Origin of the sequence: Alicycliphilus denitrificans K601 (genome assembly GCF_000204645.1) — a bacterium.
Lineage (GTDB): Bacteria > Pseudomonadota > Gammaproteobacteria > Burkholderiales > Burkholderiaceae_C > Alicycliphilus > Alicycliphilus denitrificans.
Genome location: NC_015422.1, coordinates 3,507,461 through 3,527,761, shown reverse-complemented (window position 1 = coordinate 3,527,761; position 20,301 = coordinate 3,507,461). Strand labels below are relative to the sequence as shown.

The window sequence follows — 20,301 nt, the reverse complement described above, 5'->3', positions numbered from 1 at the left end:
TCAGGGAACACCATGCTCGCGAAGATCATTGACTGGTCGGGGAACAACCGTTTTCTGGTTCTGCTTGCTACGCTTTTTGTCATTGCCGGGGGGGTGTTCGCGGTACTGCGAACACCGCTGGACGCGCTGCCGGACTTGTCCGACGTGCAGGTCATCGTCTACACCGAATACCCTGGACAAGCGCCCCAGGTGGTCGAGGACCAGGTCACCTATCCGTTGACCACATCCATGCTGTCGGTGCCCAAGTCCAAAGTGGTGCGAGGTTTTTCGTACTTTGGAGCGTCCTTCGTTTACATCATCTTTGAGGATGGCACAGACATCTATTGGGCACGTTCGCGCGTGCTGGAATACCTCAACTTCGCTTCCAGCCGAATGCCCAAGGGTGTCACGCCGCAAATCGGCCCTGACGCCACCGGCGTGGGTTGGGTCTACCAGTACGCGTTGCTTGCCAAGGACAAGACGCTGGCCGAGTTGCGCACATTGCAGGATTGGTATCTGCGCTATCAGTTGACCAAGGCACATGGCGTGGCCGAGGTGGCATCCATTGGTGGCTTTGTCCAAACCTACCAGGTCACCGTCGATCCGGTAAAACTGCGGGCCTACGGCATTCCGTTGGCCAAGGTGTCGCAGGTTATTCGCGATTCCAATCGTGACGTCGGAGGCCGCGTCGTGGAGATGGCCGAGACGGAATACATGGTGCGCGGCAAAGGCTATTTGCGCGGTGTTGCGGACATTGAAAATCTGGTCGTCAAGGCCGAGAAGGGCACGCCCGTATTGATTCGAGATATTGCCCGCGTCGAAATCGCTCCCGACGAAAGGCGTGGTCTTACCGAGCTCAATGGGGAGGGCGAGGTGGTCTCGGGCATCGCCATGGCCCGCTATGGCCAGAACGCCCTGGAGGTCATCCATAACCTGAAGGAGAAGATCGCCGAGGTTTCGACCGGCCTGCCCGAGGGCGTGACCATCGAGGCGGTGTACGACCGCTCCGACCTGATTCATCGAGCCATCGATACGCTCAAGCGCACGCTGCTGGAGGAAAGCGTGATCGTTGCCTTGGTCTGCATGGTCTTTCTGATGCACATGCGATCAGCCCTCGTGGCTATCTTGATGTTGCCCGTGGGGGTGCTGATCTCCTTCATCGCGATGCGCATGCTGGGCATGAATTCCAACCTGATGAGTCTGGGTGGTATCGCCATTGCGATCGGGGCCATGGTAGATGCGGCCATCGTCATGATCGAGAACGCCCATAAGCACTTGGAGAGACTCCCGCCCGAGCACGACGGCAAGCAGCGAGCGCAAGCCATGCTCACGGCCTGCAAGGAGGTCGGCCCGGCACTGTTCTTCTCGCTGCTCATCATCACCGTGTCGTTTCTGCCCGTGTTCACGCTGGAATCACAGGAAGGACGCATGTTCTCGCCGCTGGCCTTCACCAAGACCTTCTCGATGGCGGGCGCGGCACTGCTGTCGGTGACGCTGGTGCCGGTGCTCATGATGATTTTCATTCGCGGGCGCATCATGCCGGAGTCACGTAACCCGGTGAACCGGTTCCTGATCTGGGCCTACCGGCCCATCATTGCCGCTGTGATGCGCTGGAAGAAAGTGACCATTGCTATTGCCCTGATCGTGCTTGGGGTGTCGTTCTATCCGGCCAGCAAGCTAGGGTCGGAGTTCATGCCGACACTCAATGAAGGCACCTTGCTCTACATGCCCGCTTCGCTGCCCGGCATGTCGATCACCAAAGCCGCCGAGTTGCTGCAGACGCAAAACAAGATCATCAAGAGCTTTCCGGAGGTGGAATCGGTCTACGGCAAGGCAGGGCGAGCCAACACGGCCACCGACCCCGCACCGACGGAAATGTTCGAGACGGTCATCAATCTCAAGCCTGAGTCAGCGTGGCGATCTGGCATGACCACCGACAAATTGATTGCCGAGATGGACAAGGCACTGCAATTTCCGGGAGTCTCCAATGCCTGGACCATGCCCATCAAGGCGCGCATCGACATGCTGTCCACCGGCATCCGCACGCCCATTGGAATCAAGGTTTTTGGCAAGGACCTGGACGAGATGGAACGCCTGGCGCGGGAGATCGAGACCGTGGTGAAAGCGGTTCCAGGCACGACCTCGGCATTCGCGGAGCGGATCACAGGCGGTTTCTACCTCAACATCGAGCCTGACCGCACTCAGTTGGCACGCTACGGTCTGGCGGTGGGCGATCTGCAGGACGTCATCGGTACGGCGCTTGGCGGGGACATGGTGACCACCACGGTCGAGGGGCGAGAGCGTTTTGGCGTGACGGTTCGCTACCCACGCGAGCTGCGGTCTGATCCCCAGCAGATCGCTCGCGAGGTCCTGGTGCCGACCATGGATGGAGCCATGGTGCCGCTGGGCCAGGTCGCGCGCGTGGAGGTGGCCAAGGGCGCACCGGGCATCCGTACCGAAAATGGATTGCTGTCAGCCTACATCTTTGTGGACATCCGAGATCGTGACATCGGAGGCTACGTCGCCGAGGCGCGCAAAGCAGTGAACGAGCAGGTCAAATTCCCGCCAGGCTACTACGCCACATGGAGTGGTCAGTTTGAATCCATGGAACGAGCTATCGAGAAGATGAAACTCGTTGTGCCGGTAACGTTGTTGCTCATCTTCTTGCTGCTGTACCTGAATTTCCGGCGCCTGACGGAGACACTGATCGTCATGCTGTCGGTGCCGTTCGCGCTGGTCGGCGGAGTCTGGCTGATGTGGTGGCTTGGCTACAACCTCTCCGTCGCGGTTGCGGTGGGCTTCATCGCCCTGGCCGGGGTGGCCGCTGAAACCGGGGTCGTCATGCTGATCTACCTGGACCACGCCTGGGAAGAGATCAAGGAGAAACGCCGCACTGAGGGGAAAGAGCCAGGAGTTGCTGACCTTTATGAGGCAGTCATGGAGGGCGCCGTCGAACGGGTTCGTCCCAAGATGATGACGGTCGTTGCCATCATGGCGGGCCTGCTGCCCATCATGTGGGGGACCGGCACCGGCTCGGAAGTGATGAGTCGCATTGCCGCACCGATGGTCGGTGGCATGATTTCCTCGACCGTACTGACACTGGCCGTGATCCCTGCGCTTTACGCTCTCGTCAAGCAAGTTGAACTTCGAAGAAGGCGAGCTTGATGCGATTGGCCTCGCATGCACAAGAAACTGCTCGCCCGTGGCATCCGGGTGGGCAGGGAACGTGTGCGCCGCCTGATGCAGCAGCACGGCATCCGGGCCAAGACCCGGCGCAAATTCGTGGTGACCACGGACAGCCGCCACAGCCTGCCGGTGGCCCCGGACCTGGTGCAACGACGTTTCAATCCCGATGCACCCGACCAGCTCTGGTATGGCGACATCACCTACATCGCCACCGACGAAGGTTGGGTGTACTTGGCGGCGGTCATCGACCTGTTCAGCCGCCAAGTGGTGGGCTGGAGCATGCAGGGCGCACAACGAGGCCGCCGTCAAGGCACTTTGTTCCCCCCACGCAGCTCAAGCCCCCTGTTTCGCATACCAAAGGAATCATCATGAACAAGCTGATCTACCCCCTCGTCGGCGCGCTGATGCTGGGCGCCACCTTACCGGTCCTGGCCGGCCCTGACTTTCAGGCCATCGAGCAAGGGCGCAAGGCCGGGCAGGAGGCCGAGGCCACGCGCACGCGAGAGGCCGCCGAGGCCGCCAAAGCCGGCCGTGGCGACTGCCCGCCCCAGCCCTTGATCCTGCCGCTTGACCATGGTCCGCGGGCCCTGACTACGCCCTACCTGAACCAGCTGCGCAAGCAGCGCTTCGAGGCGGAGGTGAAGGCCTGCAAGGAATGACTCCGAGGAATCGCCTATTCGGTCGGCCCTGAAAAGCGCACCGGCAACGTGAGTTGCTGATTTGGTGACATCAATCTGCCCAACGTGGATGGTGAAATTTCAAACCTGCATGTTCATCACATCGGTATAGGCCTGAACTATTCGGTTTCGACTTTGGAGCGTGGCCTGGAATGCGATATTCGACTTGACACCAGCGAGCATCGTTTCTTCAAGGCCCACCGTTGGATTCTCAAGAGTAACCTCTCGACTCAGGCGGCCAGACTCCGCTTGTAGTTTGCTCGTGGTCGAGAGCGCCTGCTTCATCGCGTCCAAAAAACCGCCGTCCTGCACACTGGGTGTTTTGGACGCCAATTTGCCCGCCTGGGTGACGGGCCGTAGTGCTTCGAGCGGGTTTGTGGTTACGTTCATGTTATATCCGTTGTCCAACCGAAGAGGGTGATGAACAACCCTTTTCGGAAGATCGAGGTCAGGAGCCGGTACGAGAAATAGTAAGTCCAGCCCGCTTGTCCGTAAGCCTTCAGACTGGGGCATCGGCCCTCCAAATGCATGGCTATGGATTACAAAAACTTAATCTCGCTGACATCACCACCCAGGTCGGTCCTCGGAGTGTGAGCGCAGCAACAACCCCATGAGCGTGAAAGAAGGCATGTCAAGGCAGACGACTTACATCCGCTGTGAAATCTCCAGCAATGGCTTGATACCCGAGCCCAAGCGGCTCATGGACGCGTGGTTCTGACCGACCTGGCGCCGGTTCTCGATGCAGCGCGATTGGGGTGCTGCGGGGTGGATAGACTGCTAGTCTTCCTCAAGATTCCTCCAAGGCCCAGCCCCAGTCATGCACGAACACCTCGCCGTCCTGATCGACCGGTGGAAATCCGATCCGCACAGCACATACAACTCATGGTTTCTCTGGGACCAGCGGTTGAAGAATTTCCGATCGATCCGCCGCGGCCTGGCCCAGGTGGCGCGCGAGATCGAAGCGGGAACGTTCGGCAACGCCTACCGGGGCTCGACGCTAGAGACGGTTGTCGGCTCCATTGCGGAGCAGCGCCAGATCTTCAAGGGCGCGGACCACGCCTTTCTCTGGAAGCCCAAGTTGCGCATCCCTGACATCTACGAGAACCCGGCCAACCAGAAAGCCTTCGCGCATCTGCTGACGAGCTGTGACTGCTGTGACACGGCCGAAGGGGTCGTCGAGGCCATTCGCCGCATTGATGCTATACAGATCAAGGGCTTGGGGCCGGCTGCGGCCAACCTGCTCTATTTCATTCACCCCACTTGGGTCGTGCCCTTCAACACGGCGATAGTCAAGGGCTACAACGCGTTGACCGGCAGCCATGTCAAGCTGGGGCGATGGGACCATTACTTGACGATGCGCGAAGGGGTGCTCCGACTCAATGGCGAGCATCGCACGCGGTTGTCGAACGACCTGGGCGCCATCGCGGGCCTGCTGTTCGACGTCGGCAGCGGCCGCTACGCGGCGCCTCCGCGCGAGGACGACCAGGCGTCCCACGCCGCTTGGGAAATCGACCTGCAGCGTGTTCGGGAAGAGAGCGCCTCGGCGCACAAGCAATGGCTCGCGCAAAGGGAAGGGGACACGACGCATACCGAGGTCCAGGGCTGGCTGCGTGATCTGGGCAAGGCACTGGGCTTCGACGTCTGGGTGGCGGCCAATGACCGCAACCGCAGTTATGGCGCAGGACGGCTTTACGATGGCTGCCTTGACCAGTTGCCGCCGCAGATCAACGGGGCCGCGGATGCGGTACGCCTGATCGACGTGGTCTGGCTCGACCCGGCCTCCCGGCGCGTCAAGGCGGCCTTCGAGGTGGAGCATTCGACCACGATCTACTCGGGCATCGTGCGCATGCTCGACCTGGCGCTGGACGGCGACATGGGCTCGGAAAGTACGCTGTTTCTGGTCGCGCCGGACGAGCGCCGCCAGGAAGTCGCCCAGCAGCTGCGCCGCCCGGCATTTTCCCGGGTCGCCGACCTCGGCATCCGCTACCTGCCGTATGGCGAACTCAAGGACCATCGCCAGGCGATCCAGCGGTTTGGGGCCGGCATAAAGCCCTTGCTCGAAGTCTCAACCGTGCTTTGATGCGGCGCCAGGGGAGCTTTTGCTGCGGTCCTGCCTTGAGCCAGCGCTTGACCTTGCCACGTGGGAAGGTTTTATCGTTGACGCGCGACGCTGAAGCCGCCGCGCTGAAGGATACCGCCATGCTATCCAATGTCGAAGTCCGGGGCAGGTTAGAGCAAGACTTGCTGAGCCTTTACCGTAGGGCACTGTCCGCCGATTGCTTGGACGTGGCTGAACATCTGCTGCGGGCGCTGGAGCAGCTGGCAGCCACTGGCTCCTCGTGCGCCGCGCTGGACGCGGGCTACCTGGACCTCGCAGCCCATGCCCGCCGCAAACCGGGTTCAGGTGGGCGTCTCACTTGAAGGTCGCAACGGCATCTCCGCCCGGCTCGGGGAGCGGGGCACCGCCGCGCATCACCAAGGCGCGCAGGGCGACATGGCTAAAGATACCACCCTGGGGTTCTTCGTCCTGGTTCAGGTCTGGGCATCGACACCGATCAGCAGCTTTAAGGCGCTCGCGTAGCCAGCCCGACGATATTGTTGGGCGCCCGCCCATCTAGCGTGACTCCCCATCGCCGCGCGCTGTGGCGGCGATTTGCTTTCTGAACGGCCGCTCACTCAACGACTGCCGCGAAACCAGGTTGAAACCCATGCAGTCATCGCGCATGGCAGTAGAACTGCTTGCCTTCATTTTTGATGGCGGGAGGTTTCACAGCAGGCTCATGTTGGCGCCCTTTTCATGGCTTCCTGTGCCGCCTCACGACGAGTCCGATGGGGGGTATGTCGCTGAAAAGATGACGAACGGGTTACGCAAATGTAATTAATGCGTAGCACGCCGGTCAGCCATCTCCCTCTAGCATTCCGATAACGCACCGTCGCACCAGCAAACAAGTTCCCATTGAAGTCAAAGGAGCATCGTTATGAACCTGCCGTATGACCCAGGCCAGCGTCGTCCATCCGGACCTAACTGGTCTCGCATCAACCAGTGGTTGCTTTGGATCGGGCTAGCTGCGGCTGTGGCCTGGATGTTCTTCCGTCACAACGCCCACCTCCTGCAATTGCTGCCCTTCCTGTTCATCCTGGCGTGTCCGCTGATGCACATCTTCGGACACGGAGGCCATGGTGGCCATGGGGACGCTTCACCGCGCAATACGGACAAGCCATCGGCGCAACGTCCCGAACAAGAGGCAAACCAACAACCACCGGCCGGCGGTCATGCCGGTCATCACCACTGAACTCCAGGAGAACATTATGGAAACCGCCGAACTCTACGTTGCCGGCATGACTTGCGGGTCCTGTGTCGCATCGGTTACCAGGGCACTCAAACGAGTGCCCGGAGTGAAGGATGTGCACGTCGATCTTTCGAGGGGCACTGCTCAAATCACGGGCGAAGAAGCCGCGCAACAACTGCCGGCGCTGCTCGCGGCCCTGTCCGATGCAGGGTATGAGGCGTCCGCGAAGACGACAGCGGCATCGGAGGATCATGTCGCACCGGTATCTCACCATTCAGCCAAAGCCACAGGTGCTGGAAAGGGTAGCTGCTGCTGCCGCAGATGAAACCGACAGGAATATGACGACCCACGCTTGGCTCACCCGATGCGCGCCAATCGGAAGCTGTGGTCCGAGCTTACTGCGGCGGAGTTGGCCTGGCTGCAGTGGCCGAGGCATGGACCTCCTGGCGAACGCTGCGCGATCTGTGGGCCAAGACTCATATTCATTGAGAGAAGCGGCGCTGTCTATTTCAAGTTCATAGGAGTCGGATCAATAAGGCGCAGTTGTCGTCTCCCAGCTACTTCATGCTGGCACTATCCGGTTCTCTTGCAACGAAGCAATCAGCGGACAGGAAACATTCCCCTTCCGCGCATGACAGGCGCACACCAATGCGGATAGCGCGGCTTCCATGCGCGCCAAATCAGCCATCTTTTCGCGTACGTCCTGGAGCTTGTGCTCCGCCAAGCGGCTGGCTTCATCGCAGTGCGTGCCATCGTCCAACCTGAGCAGTTCGGCAACTTCGTCCAGGCTGAAGCCCAGCCGCTGGGATGATTTCACAAACCGTACCCGCGCCACGTCGGCTTCGCCATACCGGCGAATGCTGCCATAGGGCTTGTCCGGCTCGGGCAACAAGCCTTTGCGCTGATAGAAGCGGATGGTCTCCACATTGACCCCGGCCGCCTTGGCAAAAGCGCCAATGGTCAGATTCTCAAAAATAGTTTGCATATTGCTTGACTCCGTACATGACTACGGAAATAAGGTTACGCTATTCAATCCATTTTCGATAGGACAGGCACATGGCTGAACCACAAAACGGGCGCGGCGCGCTCGTCGCCGGCGGGCTGGCCGCCATTCTCGCTTCGACCTGCTGCCTGGGGCCGCTGCTTCTGATCACCCTGGGATTCAGTGGTGCCTGGATCGGCAACCTGACGGTACTGGAGCCGTACCGTCCGCTTTTCATCGGTGCGGCGCTGGTGGCGTTGTTCTTCGCCTGGCGGCGCATCTATCGCCCGACACAAGCCTGCAAGCCGGGGGAGGTGTGCGCGGTTCCACAGGTGCGCGGTACCTACAAGCTCATTTTCTGGATCGTTGCCGCGCTGGTACTGGTTGCGCTTGGATTCCCCTATGTCCTCCCCTTGTTTTACTGACCGGAGATCACCATGAAAAAACGGTTTGCCGCCCTCGCTCTCGTCGCCGTCGCTGCCCCAGCGTGGGCCGCCACCCAAACCGTCAAGCTGTCGGTGCCTGGCATGACTTGCGCAACCTGTCCGATCACGGTCAAGAAAGCGCTCTCCAAGGTCGATGGCGTGAGCAAGGCCGACGTGAACTTCGATAAGCGCGAAGCCGTCGTCACCTTCGACGACGCCAAGACCAGCGTCCAGAAGCTGACCAAAGCGACCGAAGACGCGGGCTATCCGTCCAGCGTCAAGCAGTGAGCCGTTGAACCGGGCGCGGCATCATGGGTTTGATGGTCGGGGTGTCAATCTGGGATTTCGCCTCGCCAGCGCATCGCCGCTGCAGACTGGACGGTTGCGAACTGCCAACCCAATGCGGCTGACGGCAGAGGCCGTCGCCGACAACAGAAAAGGAACGAGCATGACCACCCTGAAGATCACCGGCATGACCTGCGATTCGTGCGCGGCCCACGTCAAGGACGCGTTGGAGAAGGTGCCGGGCGTGCAGTCGGCCGTCGTGTCCTATGCCAAGGGCGCGGCGCAGGTCGCCATCAAACCCGGCACTGCATCGGACGTACTGACGGCCGCCGTGGCGGAGCTTGGCTACCAAGCGACGCTCGCCGATGCTCCGCTGACCGAGAATCGCAGCGGTCTGCTCGACAAGGTGCGCGGCTGGAGGGGGGCCGCCGACAAGCACAGCGATGGCGAACGCCCGTTGCAGGTTGCTGTGATCGGCAGCGGCGGCGCGGCAATGGCGGCGGCGCTGAAAGCTGTCGAGCAAGGCGCACATGTCACGCTGATCGAGCGCGGCACGATCGGCGGCACTTGCGTCAATGTGGGGTGCGTGCCGTCCAAGATCATGATCCGCGCCGCCCACATTGCGCATCTGCGCCGTGAAAGTCCGTTCGACGGTGGCATCGCGGCGAATGTGCCCGCGATTGACCGCAGCAAGCTGCTGGCCCAGCAGCAGACGCGTGTTGATGAGCTGCGCCACGCCAAGTACGAAGGCATTCTGGACGGTAATCCGGCCATTACCGTACTGCACGGCGAAGCGCGTTTCAAGGACGCCCAGAGTCTGACCGTGCGGCATGGCGATGGGGGTGAACGCGTGGTGAGTTTCAACCGCTGCCTAGTCGCCACCGGTGCCAGTCCGGCCGTGCCGCCGATTCCGGGCTTGAAAGACACGCCGTATTGGACATCCACCGAGGCGCTGGTGAGTGACACCATTCCCGAGCGCCTGGCAGTGATCGGATCGTCCGTAGTCGCGCTGGAACTGGCGCAAGCCTTTGCCCGGCTGGGCAGCCAGGTCACGATCCTGGCGCGCAACACTTTTTTCTTCCGCGAAGATCCGGCCATTGGTGAAGCCGTCACCGCAGCCTTCCGTGCCGAAGGCCTCAAGGTGCTGGAACACACGCAGGCCAGCCAGGTCGCCCATGCAGACGGTGAATTCGTGCTGACCACCGGGCATGGTGAAGTGCGCGCCGACAGGTTGCTGGTCGCGACCGGCCGCACACCGAACACGCGCAGCCTGGCGCTGGAAGCGGCGGGTGTCGCCACCAATGCGCAGGGGGCCATCGTCATCGACCAAGGCATGCGCACCAGCGCGCCGCATATCTATGCCGCCGGCGACTGCACCGACCAGCCGCAATTCGTCTATGTGGCGGCGGCGGCCGGCACCCGTGCGGCCATCAACATGACCGGCGGAGAAGCCACGCTCAATCTGACCGCGATGCCAGCAGTGGTGTTCACCGATCCGCAGGTGGCCACCGTGGGCTACAGCGAAGCGCAAGCGCATCACGACGGCATCGGGATCGACAGCCGCACCTTGAGCCTGGACAACGTGCCACGCGCGCTGGCCAACTTCGATACGCGCGGTTTCATCAAGCTGGTGATTGAGAAAGGCAGCGGGCGACTCATCGGCGTGCAGGCGGTGGCTCCTGAAGCGGGCGAGCTGATCCAGACGGCGGCGCTCGCGATCCGTAACCGCATGACGGTACAGGAACTGGCCGATCAGTTGTTTCCCTATCTGACGATGGTCGAAGGGCTGAAGTTGGCGGCGCAGACCTTCAGTAAAGACGTGAAGCAGCTTTCGTGCTGCGCAGGCTGAGGAAAAGGAGGTGTTCGATGAATACCCACACGGTGCCCCTCCCATAGGAAAGCAAGTCTCAACGGTGGGGCGCATGCTTATCTGCGTCGGCATGACGTTGTCGACGTGCGGGCTCATCCGGCCAGCCTTGGCACACGCGGCGCGTAAAAGTGCCATGCGACGATCACGCTGAGCAGCGCGGCGAAGAAGCACCAGACCGAAATGAACCAGGTCGCGTAGGAGGCATAGGCGGCGACCGCGGATCCGAATGCGGCGATACCGAAGGCCACCACGCGGCGGTGACTGGAAAACATCAGGCTGGCGCAGGTTCCCGCGAAGTACAAGGCCATCGTCGTCAGCACGTAGAAATGCGGCGAGTCGTAGAAGATGTGCTGACCGATCACGCGCGCGGTGATCGGCAGACGGACGAGCATGACGAGCAGATACAGCCCGACCACGGCGCCGGCCAGGGCAATTGCGATCAGAACCCGGCGCCGCCAGCGCACGGGTTCGAGTGCCAAGGCCGCGAGCGGGATGTAGATGGGCCACAGCACATGCGAGAAAAACGAGAACGCATGTGTGAGCCACACATTGAGCGTCGGTGCCCGGTCCGGGAAGGTCAGCCATAAGGTACCCTCGAGCAACTGTTGCAGGCCGAACAGCACTGGAATCAACGCATAGGGCAGTTCAGCGCGGCTGGCGGCGCGCGGAACCGTCGTGGCGCCGAGCGCCAGGAGGACGCCGCCAGCGGTGAAACTGGCAGTGGCTGAGAAACACATTCGCTAAAGACTCCAATAAGTTGATCGTGTGTTAGAGCGCGCGTTTGCCGTCTCGCGTGAACCACGTTCCCGCATCGCCCAGCAGCATCGCCTCAATCTGCTCCAATGAGCCTATCACCGCCCGAAGTCCGGTGGCCCGCACGAACGCGCAAGCTGCTTCGACCTCGGGCACCATTGAGTCGGCGGGAGAAATGCTGTGCGTCGAGCGCCATCGGCGACACCGCTGCGCAGCGGGCACTGCGCCGGTTGGCCGAAATCGAGGTAGACCGCGTCGACGTCGGTGGCGATCACCAGACAGTCGACGTTTAACTCGCGTGCCAGCAGGCTGCTGCACAGATCTTTGTCGATCACCGCGTCGACGCCGCGCAGGCCAGGCTCGTCCGCAGCCTTGGCGACCGGGATCCCGCCGCCGCCGGCCGCGATGACCAGGGCGCCGTTTGACAGCAGCCAGCGGATGGGTTGCAAGCCGACCACGCTCAAGGGCTTTAGCGATGCCACGACCAGCAGCCGGAAGGCGGGCCGATCGGCTCCACGGGTCAAGGCAGACACGAAATGGGTCTCGAGCGCGCGCATGGTCCCGCTTCATTGCTTGCGTGTGACCGGCCTCTGGCCGAGTTCAACCGTCACCGCGATCGGTTCGCCGCCGCGCAGGAGCTTGAACTGCGCGCTCGTACCGGGCACCAGCGCCGCCGTCTCGCCGACCAGGGCCGCGGTGTCGATCACCTCCTTGCCATTGATCGCCAGCACGGTGTCACCGGTGCGCAGGCCTGCCTTGTCCGCCGGGCCTCCTCGCTGCACCGCGGCCAGTGCTGCGCCGGCGGGTGCCCCTGTCGTCTCGTGGATCACGTCGCGCGCACTGACCCCGAGCCAGCCGCGGCTGACTCGTCCCGTGGAAATGATTTGCTCCAGCACCTGCCGAGCCAGACTGACGGGGATCGCGAAGCCGATCCCCTGCGAGCCGCCGCTGCGCGAGTAGATCGCCGTGTTGATGCCCACGAGATGGCCGGCGGTGTCTACCAGCGCGCCGCCGGAGTTGCCCGGATTGATGGCCGCATCGGTCTGGATGAAGTTCTCGAAGGTGTTGATACCCAGCCGGTTGCGGCCGGTCGCGCTGACGATGCCCTGGGTCACCGTCTGGCCCACGCCGAAGGGGTCGCCGACTGCGAGCACGATGTCGCCGACCTGCACCGATGCCGGGTCGGCGAAGGTGATCGGCTGCATTCCCTTCGCCTCGACGCGCAACACGGCAAGATCCGACTCGGGATCGGTGCCCACGACAAGCGCTTCCGCCACCTTCCCGCCGGGCAGCATCACGGCGATCTCGTCGGCGCCCTCGACGACGTGGTTGTTCGTGAGGATGTAGCCCTGCGCAGCGACGACCACCCCGGAGCCCAGACTCGACTGCCCTTGTGCTGCCTCGTCCTGGTCGCTTGGGGGACGCAGCCAGCTCGGCAGTTGTCGTGGCGGCGCCTTGTGCGTATAGATGTTGACGACGGAGGCCGAGGCCTTGGCGGCGGCGGCCCGGAAGCCCGCCTCGAGGCGCGACGCCACCGCCTTCGAGGAAGGCGCCGATGCCGGTGCTTCGACGGCTGGCGCCTCGCGCAGCGCGACGACGTCGTTCCGTGTTGGCGCGGCCGGTGCCGGGCCGAAGGCGCGCCAGGCGATCAGCAGGCCGGCGGCAATTGCGATCACCTGGGCCACGAGCAGCCACAGTCGCCGGAGGGCGGATGGCCGATCCGAGTTCATGTAGCGCTTCCCTCCATCAGTTGTTCCAGCGCGCGGGCCATCGCTTCAGTGACGTCGATGCCGTTCGAGGCGTGCGGCACCGTGTTGCAGGTGACGACCCGAGCGGCCCCGCTGGCCAGCAGCTCGTTGTAGGCATCTGGTGCGAACAAGGCGTGCACGCCGATGCAGACGGGCGTGGGCAAGCCGACCTTGCGCACGCTGCCAACAGCTTGAATCATAGTGCGCGCGCTGGAGACGATGTCGTCCACGAGCACCGGCTGCCGGTCGAGCCAGGGCGTGACGTCCGGCAGACTCACCTCCACATCTCGGTCGCCGTGGCGGATCTTCTGCAGCACGGTGAAGGGCGCGCCGGCGTCGGCAGCAACCTGCGTCACCCATTGCTCGCTTTCTGAATCAGGCCCAATCAGCAGCGGACGATCGACCTGCGCCTTGACCCATTGAGCGATCAGCGGCGCGGAATGCACGACCCGGCTCGGGATGCGGTAAATCTCGTCCAGCGAGTGGTAACGGTGCAGGTGCGGATCGACGGTGACCAGGGCGTCGAACGTGTCTGACAGCAGGCGCGCGTATGTCTTCGACGTGATGGCTTCGCCGGCGCGGAACCGGCGGTCCTGGCGCAGGTAGGCGAGATAGGGTGCGGCGAGTACGACGCGGGCCGCGCCGAGGTCACGCGCGGCATCGGCTGCGAACAGCAGCGGCAGCGTCTTCGCATCGGGCTTCGCAAGGCTGCAGGTGATGACGACCGTGCGCCCCGCCACGCTGGCGTCTAAGCGCACGAGCGATTCACCATCGGGGAAGTGGTGCAACGCCAGCCCGGCTGACTCGGCCTGCAGCGCGAGGGCGAGTCGGTCGGCGAAGTCTTCATCGCCTGGCAGATGAAAGACCAGTGGTTTCATGCTGCCTCCGAGATCTGGAAGATGGGCGGACGGGTGTCCACGAAGTGCCCGGCGTAGTCCAGCTCGCCGGCCGTCTGGGCATGCAGCGTGAACAGCGGTTGGCCGGCCTGGACCGGATCGCCGATGCGTGCGTGCACGTCCACCCCGGCGGCTGGCGCCTTTGGCGCACCAGCCAATTTGGCCGCGCGCGCGAGCACGCGGTTGTCAATGGCCGCAACCCGCCCGGCCACCGCTGCCGTGATGACCTGCCGATACGGCGCCACGGGCACCTCGCGCAGCCCTCCCTGCGCCTCACAGATGGCCTGGAACTTGGCCCAGGCGCGGCCGTCAGCAAGCACCTCGGCGGCCAGTCGCAGGCCGCTTCCGTTAGGCGCGGCATTGCCCAGCTCCAGGATGTCGCCGGCCAACTGCAGGGCCCGCTGGCGCAGATCGTCAGGTGCATCGGCCTGGCCGCGCAGCACCGCCAGTACGTCGCGTGCTTCCAGTGCCGGGCCGACACCCCGGCCGACGGGCTGCAACCCGTCGGTGATGCGCAGAGTGACCTGCAGGCCGATCGCGCGGCCGACTTCCATCAGGCGGCGACCGAGCGCCTGCGCGGCCTCGGTGCTGCGCACCTTGGCGGTCGGGCCGACCGGCAGGTCGATCAGCACATGGGTGGAGCCGGCTGCGGCTTTCTTTGACAGAACCGAGGCGACCAACTGGCCCTCGCTGTCGAGGTCCAGCGGCCGCTCGACGCGGATCAGCACATCGTCGGCCGGACTCAGCCGCACCGAGCCACCCCACACGATGCAGCCACCGGTGCGCTCAACGGTGCGCCGCATCGCGGCGATGTCCAGGTCCACTGGCGCCAGCACCTCCATCGTGTCGGCGGTGCCGGCCGGCGAAGTGATCGCGCGCGAGGATGTCTTGGGCATGGTCAGCCCGCAGGCCGTGACAATGGGCACGACCAGCAAGGTGGTGCGGTTGCCTGGCAGCCCACCGACGCAGTGCTTGTCAACCACGGTTTCGCGGCCCCAGTCGAGCCGGTGGCCGACGGCGACCATGGCCCGGGTCAGCGCCACGGTCTCGGACAGGTCGAGCCGGTCGCCGGCGCATGCGGTGACGAATGCGGCCAGGTACAGGTCGGAGTAGCGGCCTGCCGCGACGTCGCCGATCACGGCATTGAATGCGCCGGCATCGAGACGGTGGCCATAGACCTTGGCGCGCACGTGGCTCATCGAATCAAGCGTCGGCGCGTAGCTGACGTCGATCCAGGCGTCGGCGGCAGGATCGAGCGCACGCCAGGTCGCCTCGGACAGGCCAGCGACGCCAGGGGCCAGCCAATTTCCCTCGACCACATTCAGCGTGGCCACGGCGCTGCGGGTGCCGGCGGTAAGCAGCACGCGCGTCTGCGTCGTGAAGCCCTCGGAACGGCAGACCACGCAGTCACTGCGCATGTAGACGATCGGCTCCTGGTAGGTGTCGATACCGGTGCGCCAGGCGCGCAGCCTGGTGTCATGGTCGCGCTGCCCGTTCATGGCGTGGTCACTCATGCCAGCTCCACCGTTTCCAGGTAGTCCGGCACGCGGCAGGGCCAGCCCAGCTCGTGTTCGATGCGCGAGCGCATCGCATCGGCCGCCGAGGGTTCGCCGTGGGTCACAAAGGTCATTTGGGGCGCCGCGTCAAAGCCGCGCATCCACTGCAGGATCTCGCCCGCGTCGGCATGGGCCGACAGGCTGCCGAGCGAGGCGACTTCGGCCCGGATCGGCACCTCCTCGCCGTGGATGCGCACCGAGGCCGCCCCCTGCAGGATCGTGGCACCTCGTGTCCCGCCGGCCTGGTAGCCGGCGAACAGGATGGTGTTGCGGTGGTCTGGGGCGAAAGATTTGAGGTGGTGCACCACGCGCCCCCCGGTGGCCATGCCGCTGGCGGAGATGATGACCATCGGACCGCGCCGCGCGCTCAGCGCCTTGGAGTCTGCGGGCTTGTTGACGATGGTGGCGGCGTGGCACATGGCTTCGCACTGATCGGGCGTCAGGCGGTGTTCGTCGCGATGTGCGTGGTAGATGCGTGTCGCGTCGATGGCCATGGGGCTGTCCAGGTAGACCGGAAGATGGTGAATCACGCCGCGCTCCTTGAGCAGGTGGATCGCATACAGCAGCGTCTGCGCCCGGCCGACAGCGAAGGCCGGGATCACTACCGTGCCGCCGCGCGCGGCCGTGCGGTTGATGACATCCCCCAGCTTGGCCAGCGGATCGCCTGGCTCATGCGCCCGGTCGCCGTAGGTGGATTCGACCACCGCGTAGTCGGCGCCAGGCAGGCGTGTCGGCGCGGCCAGCACCAGGTCGTTCGGGCGCCCGATGTCGCCGGAGAAAAGAATCGAGCGCTTGCCGTCGTCGATGCGCACGAAGGCTGAGCCCAGCATGTGGCCGGATCGGTCGAGGCGGGCATGCAGGCCATTTGCCGGGCTCCATGTCGTGCCGAACGGCCGCGGCGCGAACAGCTTCAGGCAGCGTTCGGCGTCCTCGCGCGTGTACAGCGGCAGCGCCGGTTTGTGCTTGGAGAAACTGTGCCGGTTAGCGTACTCGGCTTCCTCCTCCTGCAGGTGGCCGCTGTCTGGCAGCAGGATGCGGCACAGGTCGAAGGTCGCTTCAGAGCAGTACACCTTGCCCTTGAACCCCTGGCGCGCAAGCAGCGGAAGGTAGCCGCTGTGGTCGATGTGGGCGTGCGTCAGTACGATCGCGTCGATGTCGGCCGCCGGCACCGGGAGGGGGGCCCAGTTGCGCAGCCGTAGCTGCTTGTAGCCCTGGAAAAGGCCGCAGTCGACAAGCAGCGTTGCGCCCTCGTGGCGCAGCAGGTACTTTGAGCCGGTGACGGTGCCGGTGGCGCCGAGAAATTGAAGTTGCATGATGGTTCCTTGCTTCTGGTAGGTTTCACAGCACGACCGGGTTGTCGGGCAGTTCGTTGTGGTCGTCGCTGTGGACGGGGAAGTGGCAGGCGAGCAGGCCTGTCACGGCCTCGATGCCGAGCACCGAGCCGGCGCCGAAGTCGCCCTTGGCAAATCGCTCTTCCATGCCACGGCAGATCTCGGTCCAGGCATTGGCCCGGCAACAGGCATGGATCCCGCGATCGGCGACGATCTCGACGCGTCGGTCCGCCAGCAGCACGTAGATCAGCACACCGTTGTTGTGCTCGGTATCCCAGACGCGCAGACGACCGAACAGGTCGATGGCGCGTTCGCGTGCGGACTGGCCCCGCCACAGCGGAGCTCCGTCGAGGGCGCCTTCGACGACGAAGCGCAACTCGCCACCGTGGCTCGATTCGCTGGCGCGGACGGCCTCTTCGATGGCCTTCAGCGTCGATGCGGGAAAGGCGTGCCGAACCTGCCATGAGGTCATGGCCAGGTGCCGCAAGATGCCAGACAGGTCCATGTTCACCATCTCCCGGAAGCGCCGCCGCCGCCAAATCCGCCGCCGCCGCCGCGGAACCCACCACCGCCGGACCAGCCGCCACCGCCCCCGTGCCCGTGGCCGCCGCGTCCATGCATGCCGCCATGGCCGCCCATGCCGATGCCGAGCAGCGTGACGAAGAATCCGGTCAACCCCGCGGTTGCCGCGACGGCTAGAGTCCCGATTGCGAACCAGGTGACGACGCCGAGCACACCGCCGGCCACCAGCGCACCGGGCAAGCGGCCCAGCACTTGCCGCAGCACGCCGCCGAACATCAGCGCCACAATGAACAGCAGCGGCCAGGTCTGTCCGAGTCCGTTGTCGCCGCGATCCTGCCGCGACGGGGCAGGCAGGGGCTCGCCGTCCAGGACGCGCACGATCCGGTCGACGCCGGCCGTGATGCCCCCGTGGAAATCGCCCTGCTGGAATCTTGGCGTGATGACCTCGGCAATAATGCGGCGCGAGGTTACATCGTTGAGCGCGCCTTCAATGCCGTAGCCGACCTCGAGGCGCACAGCCCGGTCGTCTTTGGCGACGAGCAGCAGCGCGCCGTCGTCCACCTTGCGCCGCCCCAGCTTCCACTGCTCGGCGACGCGCAGCGCGAACTGCTCGATGGCTTCCGGGCGCGTGGTCGGCACGAGCAGGACGGCGAGCTGGATGCCCTTGCGATCTTCGAAGGCACGCAGCGACTGGTCGAGCGACGTCGTCTGCTCCGACGTCAGCGTGCCGGTCAGGTCGGTGACGCGGCCTTTGAGCGGCGGCACCGGCACCAGGTCCTGCGCTGCGGCGCCGAACATGACGACCAGCAGCAATCCGAAGGCGGCGAAGGCCCGCGTCACTCGGCGGAAGCTGCCGTGGAGCAGAGTCACTTCGAGCCCCCCCCGGCGCCCGAAGCGCCGAAATCGACTTTGGGCGGCACGGCCAGGGCCTTCTCGTCAGCGACGCTGAAGTTCGCCTTGACGCCGTAGCCGAACAGCATTGCCGTCAGGTTGCTCGGGAAGCTGCGGACCGCCACGTTGTAGTCCTGCACCGCCTTGACGTAACGGCCGCGCGCCACGGCGATGCGATTCTCGGTGCCGTCCAGTTGCGCCCGCAGGTCCTGGAAGCCCTGGTTGGCCTTCAGGCTCGGGTAGTTCTCGCTGACCACCAGCAGGCGCGACAGCGCACTCGTCAGCTCACCCTGGGCCGCCTGGAACTTGTTGAAGGCCTCGGGGTTGTTGACCAGTTCGGGGGTGGCCTGGATCGAGGTGGCCTTGGCGCGTGCCTCGACCACCCGGGTCAATGTCTCCTGCTCGAAGTTTGCCTCGCCCTTGACGGTGGCGACGACGTTCGGGATCAGGTCCGCGCGGCGCTGGTACTGGTTGAGCACCTCCGACCAGCTCGCCTTGATCTGCTCGTCGGTCGACTGGAAGGTGTTGTAGCCGCAACCCGACAACGCAAGCGTCAGGGTGGCGAGTACGGCAAGAAGCAGTTTGCGCATGGTCATGGCTCCTGTGATGGCCCGGAGGGCCGCGAACGAAGTGAAAGCTGAGGCGCCGGGGCGGCGTCCTGGGCGAACCAACGCGCCGGGCGCACCAGCAGCAGAGCGAGCGTTGCCAGCAGCGGCAGGGCGAGCCAAGCGAAACTCGTTTGCGCGACGGCACCGAACATCCATCCTGTGGCGGCCGAGCCGATCGTTTGGCCGAAACCCGCCGCGGAGGCCAGGCCGCCCATGGTCGCCCCCAGGCGGCGGCGCGATGCGCCGGCGGCGAGGAACGAGATAGTCGGCAGTACCAGCCCGGTGCCGGCCGCGGTGAGGCTCACGCCGACGTACATCCAGGCGTCGCTGCGGTGCAGGGCCAGCATCGCCAGGCCGGCGATCGCCAGCACGAGCCCGGCGGCGAGAACACCTCGGCCCGCGGCGCGCTCGAGCAGTCCGGTGAAGAAAAGCATAGCGTTGATGACCAGCATCACGAGGCTGCACTCCGCGAACATCAACGAGATCTCTCGCGACGAGAGCGTCGGGTGCTGCTGCCCCTGCAGCACGATGCCGAGCTCGAAGCCGGCCAGCACGAACATGACGACGCCGTTCAAGACCCAGAGCGCGATCGCGCGGCGCTTGTCATCCGTCTCCCCGCCGGCCTGTTCAACGTCTAGTGTGGGCGCGAGGTCGCTCGGCAGCGACGCCGCGAGCCCCAGCATCATCAGACCGCCGAGCAAGGCCGCCAGAAGGATGACAAGATCGGTCGCCGCATACGAACCTGCGCCTGCATCGGTCAAGGCGGACGACAGCCGACTGGCGACCGCGTTCAGTCCGGGCCCGAACAGGAAGCCGAGCAGCGACATCGCACCGAGCCACGCGAAGCGCCGCGCCCGCCGGTCTTCCGGCGTGTATTCGGCCACCAGTGCAGGCACCACCAGCACGACGGCGGCGACGAAGAAGCCGGTCGCCGCACGCAGCGCATAAATGCCGGCCAGACCGGTCCACTCGGGCCATAGCAGCGGCAACAGGCTGAGCACGTAACCCACCAGGCCGATCAGCAGGATACGGCGGCGCCCGACGCGATCCGAGATCATGCCCCACAGCGGCGCGCCGACAAGCAGACCGGCCGTATACGCGCCACTGAGCAGGCCGACGTGGCGAGCAACCTCCGCCTTGTCATCTGCGGGCATCAGAGGCAGCAGCCAAGCAGGCAAAACCGGCATCAGCGCACCGTAGCCCGCAGAAACGACAAATACAGCCGCTGCCAAGCAGCCGAGTTGCCAGCGTCCAAGCGAGACCATGGTTCTGTTTCCAGATGGTTTGCTAGATGTGGAGTCG

Annotated in this window: 21 protein-coding genes and 1 pseudogene; 10 read left to right on the top strand and 12 right to left on the bottom strand. The window is 64.3% G+C overall.

The window, feature by feature from the left end; translation table 11 throughout:
* Window positions 1–12: 12 nt before the first annotated feature.
* The 3 genes and pseudogenes from ALIDE2_RS16790 (at window position 13) to ALIDE2_RS16780 (ending at window position 3,824) form a co-directional block, all read left to right on the top strand.
* Window positions 13–3,144 carry an efflux RND transporter permease subunit gene (locus ALIDE2_RS16790; protein ID WP_013722699.1) on the top strand — a complete coding sequence of 1,044 codons (3,132 nt, stop codon included), beginning with the start codon at window positions 13–15 and terminating at the stop codon, window positions 3,142–3,144.
* A 6-nt stretch (window positions 3,145–3,150) separates the two neighbouring features.
* Window positions 3,151–3,450: pseudogene (locus ALIDE2_RS25790) on the top strand (DDE-type integrase/transposase/recombinase); the annotation flags it as partial.
* 83 nt (window positions 3,451–3,533) lie between these two features.
* Complete coding sequence (locus ALIDE2_RS16780; protein WP_013722698.1) at window positions 3,534–3,824, top strand: hypothetical protein; 291 nt, start codon at window positions 3,534–3,536, stop codon at window positions 3,822–3,824.
* 99 nt (window positions 3,825–3,923) lie between these two features.
* Here the strand turns inward: ALIDE2_RS16780 and fliE are convergent, their stop codons facing one another.
* On the bottom strand, window positions 3,924–4,232 hold the full coding sequence (fliE, locus tag ALIDE2_RS16775; protein ID WP_013722697.1) for a flagellar hook-basal body complex protein FliE: 309 nt from the start codon (window positions 4,230–4,232) through the stop codon (window positions 3,924–3,926).
* A gap of 427 nt (window positions 4,233–4,659) precedes the next feature.
* Here fliE and ALIDE2_RS16770 point away from each other — a divergent pair, with 427 nt between their 5' ends.
* The 4 genes from ALIDE2_RS16770 (at window position 4,660) to ALIDE2_RS24620 (ending at window position 7,457) form a co-directional block, all read left to right on the top strand.
* On the top strand, window positions 4,660–5,922 hold the full coding sequence (locus tag ALIDE2_RS16770; RefSeq protein WP_013722696.1) for a hypothetical protein: 1,263 nt from the start codon (window positions 4,660–4,662) through the stop codon (window positions 5,920–5,922).
* A gap of 300 nt (window positions 5,923–6,222) precedes the next feature.
* A complete protein-coding gene (locus ALIDE2_RS16765) occupies window positions 6,223–6,423 on the top strand; it encodes a hypothetical protein (RefSeq protein ID WP_041701056.1) in 201 nt (66 codons plus the stop codon).
* A 397-nt stretch (window positions 6,424–6,820) separates the two neighbouring features.
* Window positions 6,821–7,135: a DUF2933 domain-containing protein gene (locus ALIDE2_RS24625; protein WP_011804776.1), complete on the top strand. Its 315-nt coding sequence runs from the start codon at window positions 6,821–6,823 to the stop codon at window positions 7,133–7,135.
* Window positions 7,116–7,457 (top strand): heavy-metal-associated domain-containing protein, encoded by a 342-nt coding sequence (locus tag ALIDE2_RS24620; RefSeq protein ID WP_238530039.1) that lies wholly within the window; start codon window positions 7,116–7,118, stop codon window positions 7,455–7,457. Before ALIDE2_RS24625 ends, ALIDE2_RS24620 begins: the two co-directional genes overlap by 20 nt.
* Before the next feature lie 237 nt (window positions 7,458–7,694).
* Here the strand turns inward: ALIDE2_RS24620 and merR are convergent, their stop codons facing one another.
* Window positions 7,695–8,117, bottom strand: coding sequence for an Hg(II)-responsive transcriptional regulator (gene merR, locus ALIDE2_RS16760; protein WP_013722695.1), 423 nt, complete (start codon window positions 8,115–8,117; stop codon window positions 7,695–7,697).
* Between the two features lie 71 nt (window positions 8,118–8,188).
* On the opposite strand from merR, the gene merT reads away from it, so the two are divergent.
* The 3 genes from merT (at window position 8,189) to merA (ending at window position 10,673) form a co-directional block, all read left to right on the top strand.
* On the top strand, window positions 8,189–8,539 hold the full coding sequence (gene merT, locus ALIDE2_RS16755; RefSeq protein WP_013722694.1) for a mercuric ion transporter MerT: 351 nt from the start codon (window positions 8,189–8,191) through the stop codon (window positions 8,537–8,539).
* 12 nt (window positions 8,540–8,551) lie between these two features.
* Complete coding sequence (gene merP, locus ALIDE2_RS16750) at window positions 8,552–8,827, top strand: mercury resistance system periplasmic binding protein MerP (RefSeq protein WP_013722693.1); 276 nt, start codon at window positions 8,552–8,554, stop codon at window positions 8,825–8,827.
* Window positions 8,828–8,987: 160 nt separating this feature from the next.
* Window positions 8,988–10,673, top strand: a complete 1,686-nt coding sequence (merA, locus tag ALIDE2_RS16745) for a mercury(II) reductase (protein WP_013722692.1) — start codon at window positions 8,988–8,990, stop codon at window positions 10,671–10,673.
* A gap of 113 nt (window positions 10,674–10,786) precedes the next feature.
* Here the strand turns inward: merA and ALIDE2_RS16740 are convergent, their stop codons facing one another.
* The 10 genes from ALIDE2_RS16740 to ALIDE2_RS16695 form a co-directional block, all read right to left on the bottom strand.
* On the bottom strand, window positions 10,787–11,431 hold the full coding sequence (locus ALIDE2_RS16740) for a DUF6629 family protein (RefSeq protein WP_013722691.1): 645 nt from the start codon (window positions 11,429–11,431) through the stop codon (window positions 10,787–10,789).
* A gap of 114 nt (window positions 11,432–11,545) precedes the next feature.
* The gene (locus ALIDE2_RS16735; RefSeq protein WP_013722690.1) at window positions 11,546–12,004 is read right to left on the bottom strand and encodes an amino acid kinase family protein; all 459 of its coding nucleotides are present in this window, start codon (window positions 12,002–12,004) and stop codon (window positions 11,546–11,548) included.
* Between the two features lie 9 nt (window positions 12,005–12,013).
* The gene (locus ALIDE2_RS16730; RefSeq protein WP_013722689.1) at window positions 12,014–13,177 is read right to left on the bottom strand and encodes a S1C family serine protease; all 1,164 of its coding nucleotides are present in this window, start codon (window positions 13,175–13,177) and stop codon (window positions 12,014–12,016) included.
* Window positions 13,174–14,073: a ribose-phosphate pyrophosphokinase gene (locus ALIDE2_RS16725; RefSeq protein WP_013722688.1), complete on the bottom strand. Its 900-nt coding sequence runs from the start codon at window positions 14,071–14,073 to the stop codon at window positions 13,174–13,176. Before ALIDE2_RS16725 ends, ALIDE2_RS16730 begins: the two co-directional genes overlap by 4 nt.
* Entirely contained in the window at window positions 14,070–15,605 is a 1,536-nt protein-coding gene (locus ALIDE2_RS16720) for a thymidine phosphorylase family protein (protein WP_013722687.1), read from the bottom strand. Before ALIDE2_RS16720 ends, ALIDE2_RS16725 begins: the two co-directional genes overlap by 4 nt.
* On the bottom strand, window positions 15,602–16,960 hold the full coding sequence (locus ALIDE2_RS16715) for an MBL fold metallo-hydrolase (protein ID WP_013722686.1): 1,359 nt from the start codon (window positions 16,958–16,960) through the stop codon (window positions 15,602–15,604). The genes ALIDE2_RS16720 and ALIDE2_RS16715 overlap by 4 nt, the downstream gene beginning before the upstream one ends.
* A gap of 25 nt (window positions 16,961–16,985) precedes the next feature.
* Window positions 16,986–17,483, bottom strand: coding sequence for a TPM domain-containing protein (locus ALIDE2_RS16710; protein ID WP_013722685.1), 498 nt, complete (start codon window positions 17,481–17,483; stop codon window positions 16,986–16,988).
* 2 nt (window positions 17,484–17,485) lie between these two features.
* Window positions 17,486–18,370 carry a TPM domain-containing protein gene (locus tag ALIDE2_RS16705; RefSeq protein WP_013722684.1) on the bottom strand — a complete coding sequence of 295 codons (885 nt, stop codon included), beginning with the start codon at window positions 18,368–18,370 and terminating at the stop codon, window positions 17,486–17,488.
* Window positions 18,367–18,981, bottom strand: coding sequence for a LemA family protein (locus tag ALIDE2_RS16700; protein ID WP_013722683.1), 615 nt, complete (start codon window positions 18,979–18,981; stop codon window positions 18,367–18,369). The genes ALIDE2_RS16705 and ALIDE2_RS16700 overlap by 4 nt, the downstream gene beginning before the upstream one ends.
* 2 nt (window positions 18,982–18,983) lie before the next feature.
* Window positions 18,984–20,264, bottom strand: a complete 1,281-nt coding sequence (locus ALIDE2_RS16695) for an MFS transporter (protein WP_013722682.1) — start codon at window positions 20,262–20,264, stop codon at window positions 18,984–18,986.
* Between the last annotated feature and the right edge of the window lie 37 nt (window positions 20,265–20,301).

Excerpts from the sequence above, each read along its gene's own strand:
- ALIDE2_RS16790 (WP_013722699.1), top strand. The coding sequence starts at position 13 with ATGCTCGCGAAGATCATTGACTGGTCGGGGAACAACCGTTTTCTGGTT.
- ALIDE2_RS16780 (WP_013722698.1), top strand. The coding sequence starts at position 3,534 with ATGAACAAGCTGATCTACCCCCTCGTCGGCGCGCTGATGCTGGGCGCC.
- fliE (WP_013722697.1), bottom strand. The coding sequence starts at position 4,232 with ATGAACGTAACCACAAACCCGCTCGAAGCACTACGGCCCGTCACCCAG.
- ALIDE2_RS16770 (WP_013722696.1), top strand. The coding sequence starts at position 4,660 with ATGCACGAACACCTCGCCGTCCTGATCGACCGGTGGAAATCCGATCCG.
- ALIDE2_RS16765 (WP_041701056.1), top strand. The coding sequence starts at position 6,223 with ATGCCCGCCGCAAACCGGGTTCAGGTGGGCGTCTCACTTGAAGGTCGC.
- ALIDE2_RS24625 (WP_011804776.1), top strand. The coding sequence starts at position 6,821 with ATGAACCTGCCGTATGACCCAGGCCAGCGTCGTCCATCCGGACCTAAC.
- ALIDE2_RS24620 (WP_238530039.1), top strand. The coding sequence starts at position 7,116 with ATGCCGGTCATCACCACTGAACTCCAGGAGAACATTATGGAAACCGCC.
- merR (WP_013722695.1), bottom strand. The coding sequence starts at position 8,117 with ATGCAAACTATTTTTGAGAATCTGACCATTGGCGCTTTTGCCAAGGCG.
- merT (WP_013722694.1), top strand. The coding sequence starts at position 8,189 with ATGGCTGAACCACAAAACGGGCGCGGCGCGCTCGTCGCCGGCGGGCTG.
- merP (WP_013722693.1), top strand. The coding sequence starts at position 8,552 with ATGAAAAAACGGTTTGCCGCCCTCGCTCTCGTCGCCGTCGCTGCCCCA.
- merA (WP_013722692.1), top strand. The coding sequence starts at position 8,988 with ATGACCACCCTGAAGATCACCGGCATGACCTGCGATTCGTGCGCGGCC.
- ALIDE2_RS16740 (WP_013722691.1), bottom strand. The coding sequence starts at position 11,431 with ATGTGTTTCTCAGCCACTGCCAGTTTCACCGCTGGCGGCGTCCTCCTG.
- ALIDE2_RS16735 (WP_013722690.1), bottom strand. The coding sequence starts at position 12,004 with ATGCGCGCGCTCGAGACCCATTTCGTGTCTGCCTTGACCCGTGGAGCC.
- ALIDE2_RS16730 (WP_013722689.1), bottom strand. The coding sequence starts at position 13,177 with ATGAACTCGGATCGGCCATCCGCCCTCCGGCGACTGTGGCTGCTCGTG.
- ALIDE2_RS16725 (WP_013722688.1), bottom strand. The coding sequence starts at position 14,073 with ATGAAACCACTGGTCTTTCATCTGCCAGGCGATGAAGACTTCGCCGAC.
- ALIDE2_RS16720 (WP_013722687.1), bottom strand. The coding sequence starts at position 15,605 with ATGAGTGACCACGCCATGAACGGGCAGCGCGACCATGACACCAGGCTG.
- ALIDE2_RS16715 (WP_013722686.1), bottom strand. The coding sequence starts at position 16,960 with ATGCAACTTCAATTTCTCGGCGCCACCGGCACCGTCACCGGCTCAAAG.
- ALIDE2_RS16710 (WP_013722685.1), bottom strand. The coding sequence starts at position 17,483 with ATGGACCTGTCTGGCATCTTGCGGCACCTGGCCATGACCTCATGGCAG.
- ALIDE2_RS16700 (WP_013722683.1), bottom strand. The coding sequence starts at position 18,981 with ATGCGCAAACTGCTTCTTGCCGTACTCGCCACCCTGACGCTTGCGTTG.
- ALIDE2_RS16695 (WP_013722682.1), bottom strand. The coding sequence starts at position 20,264 with ATGGTCTCGCTTGGACGCTGGCAACTCGGCTGCTTGGCAGCGGCTGTA.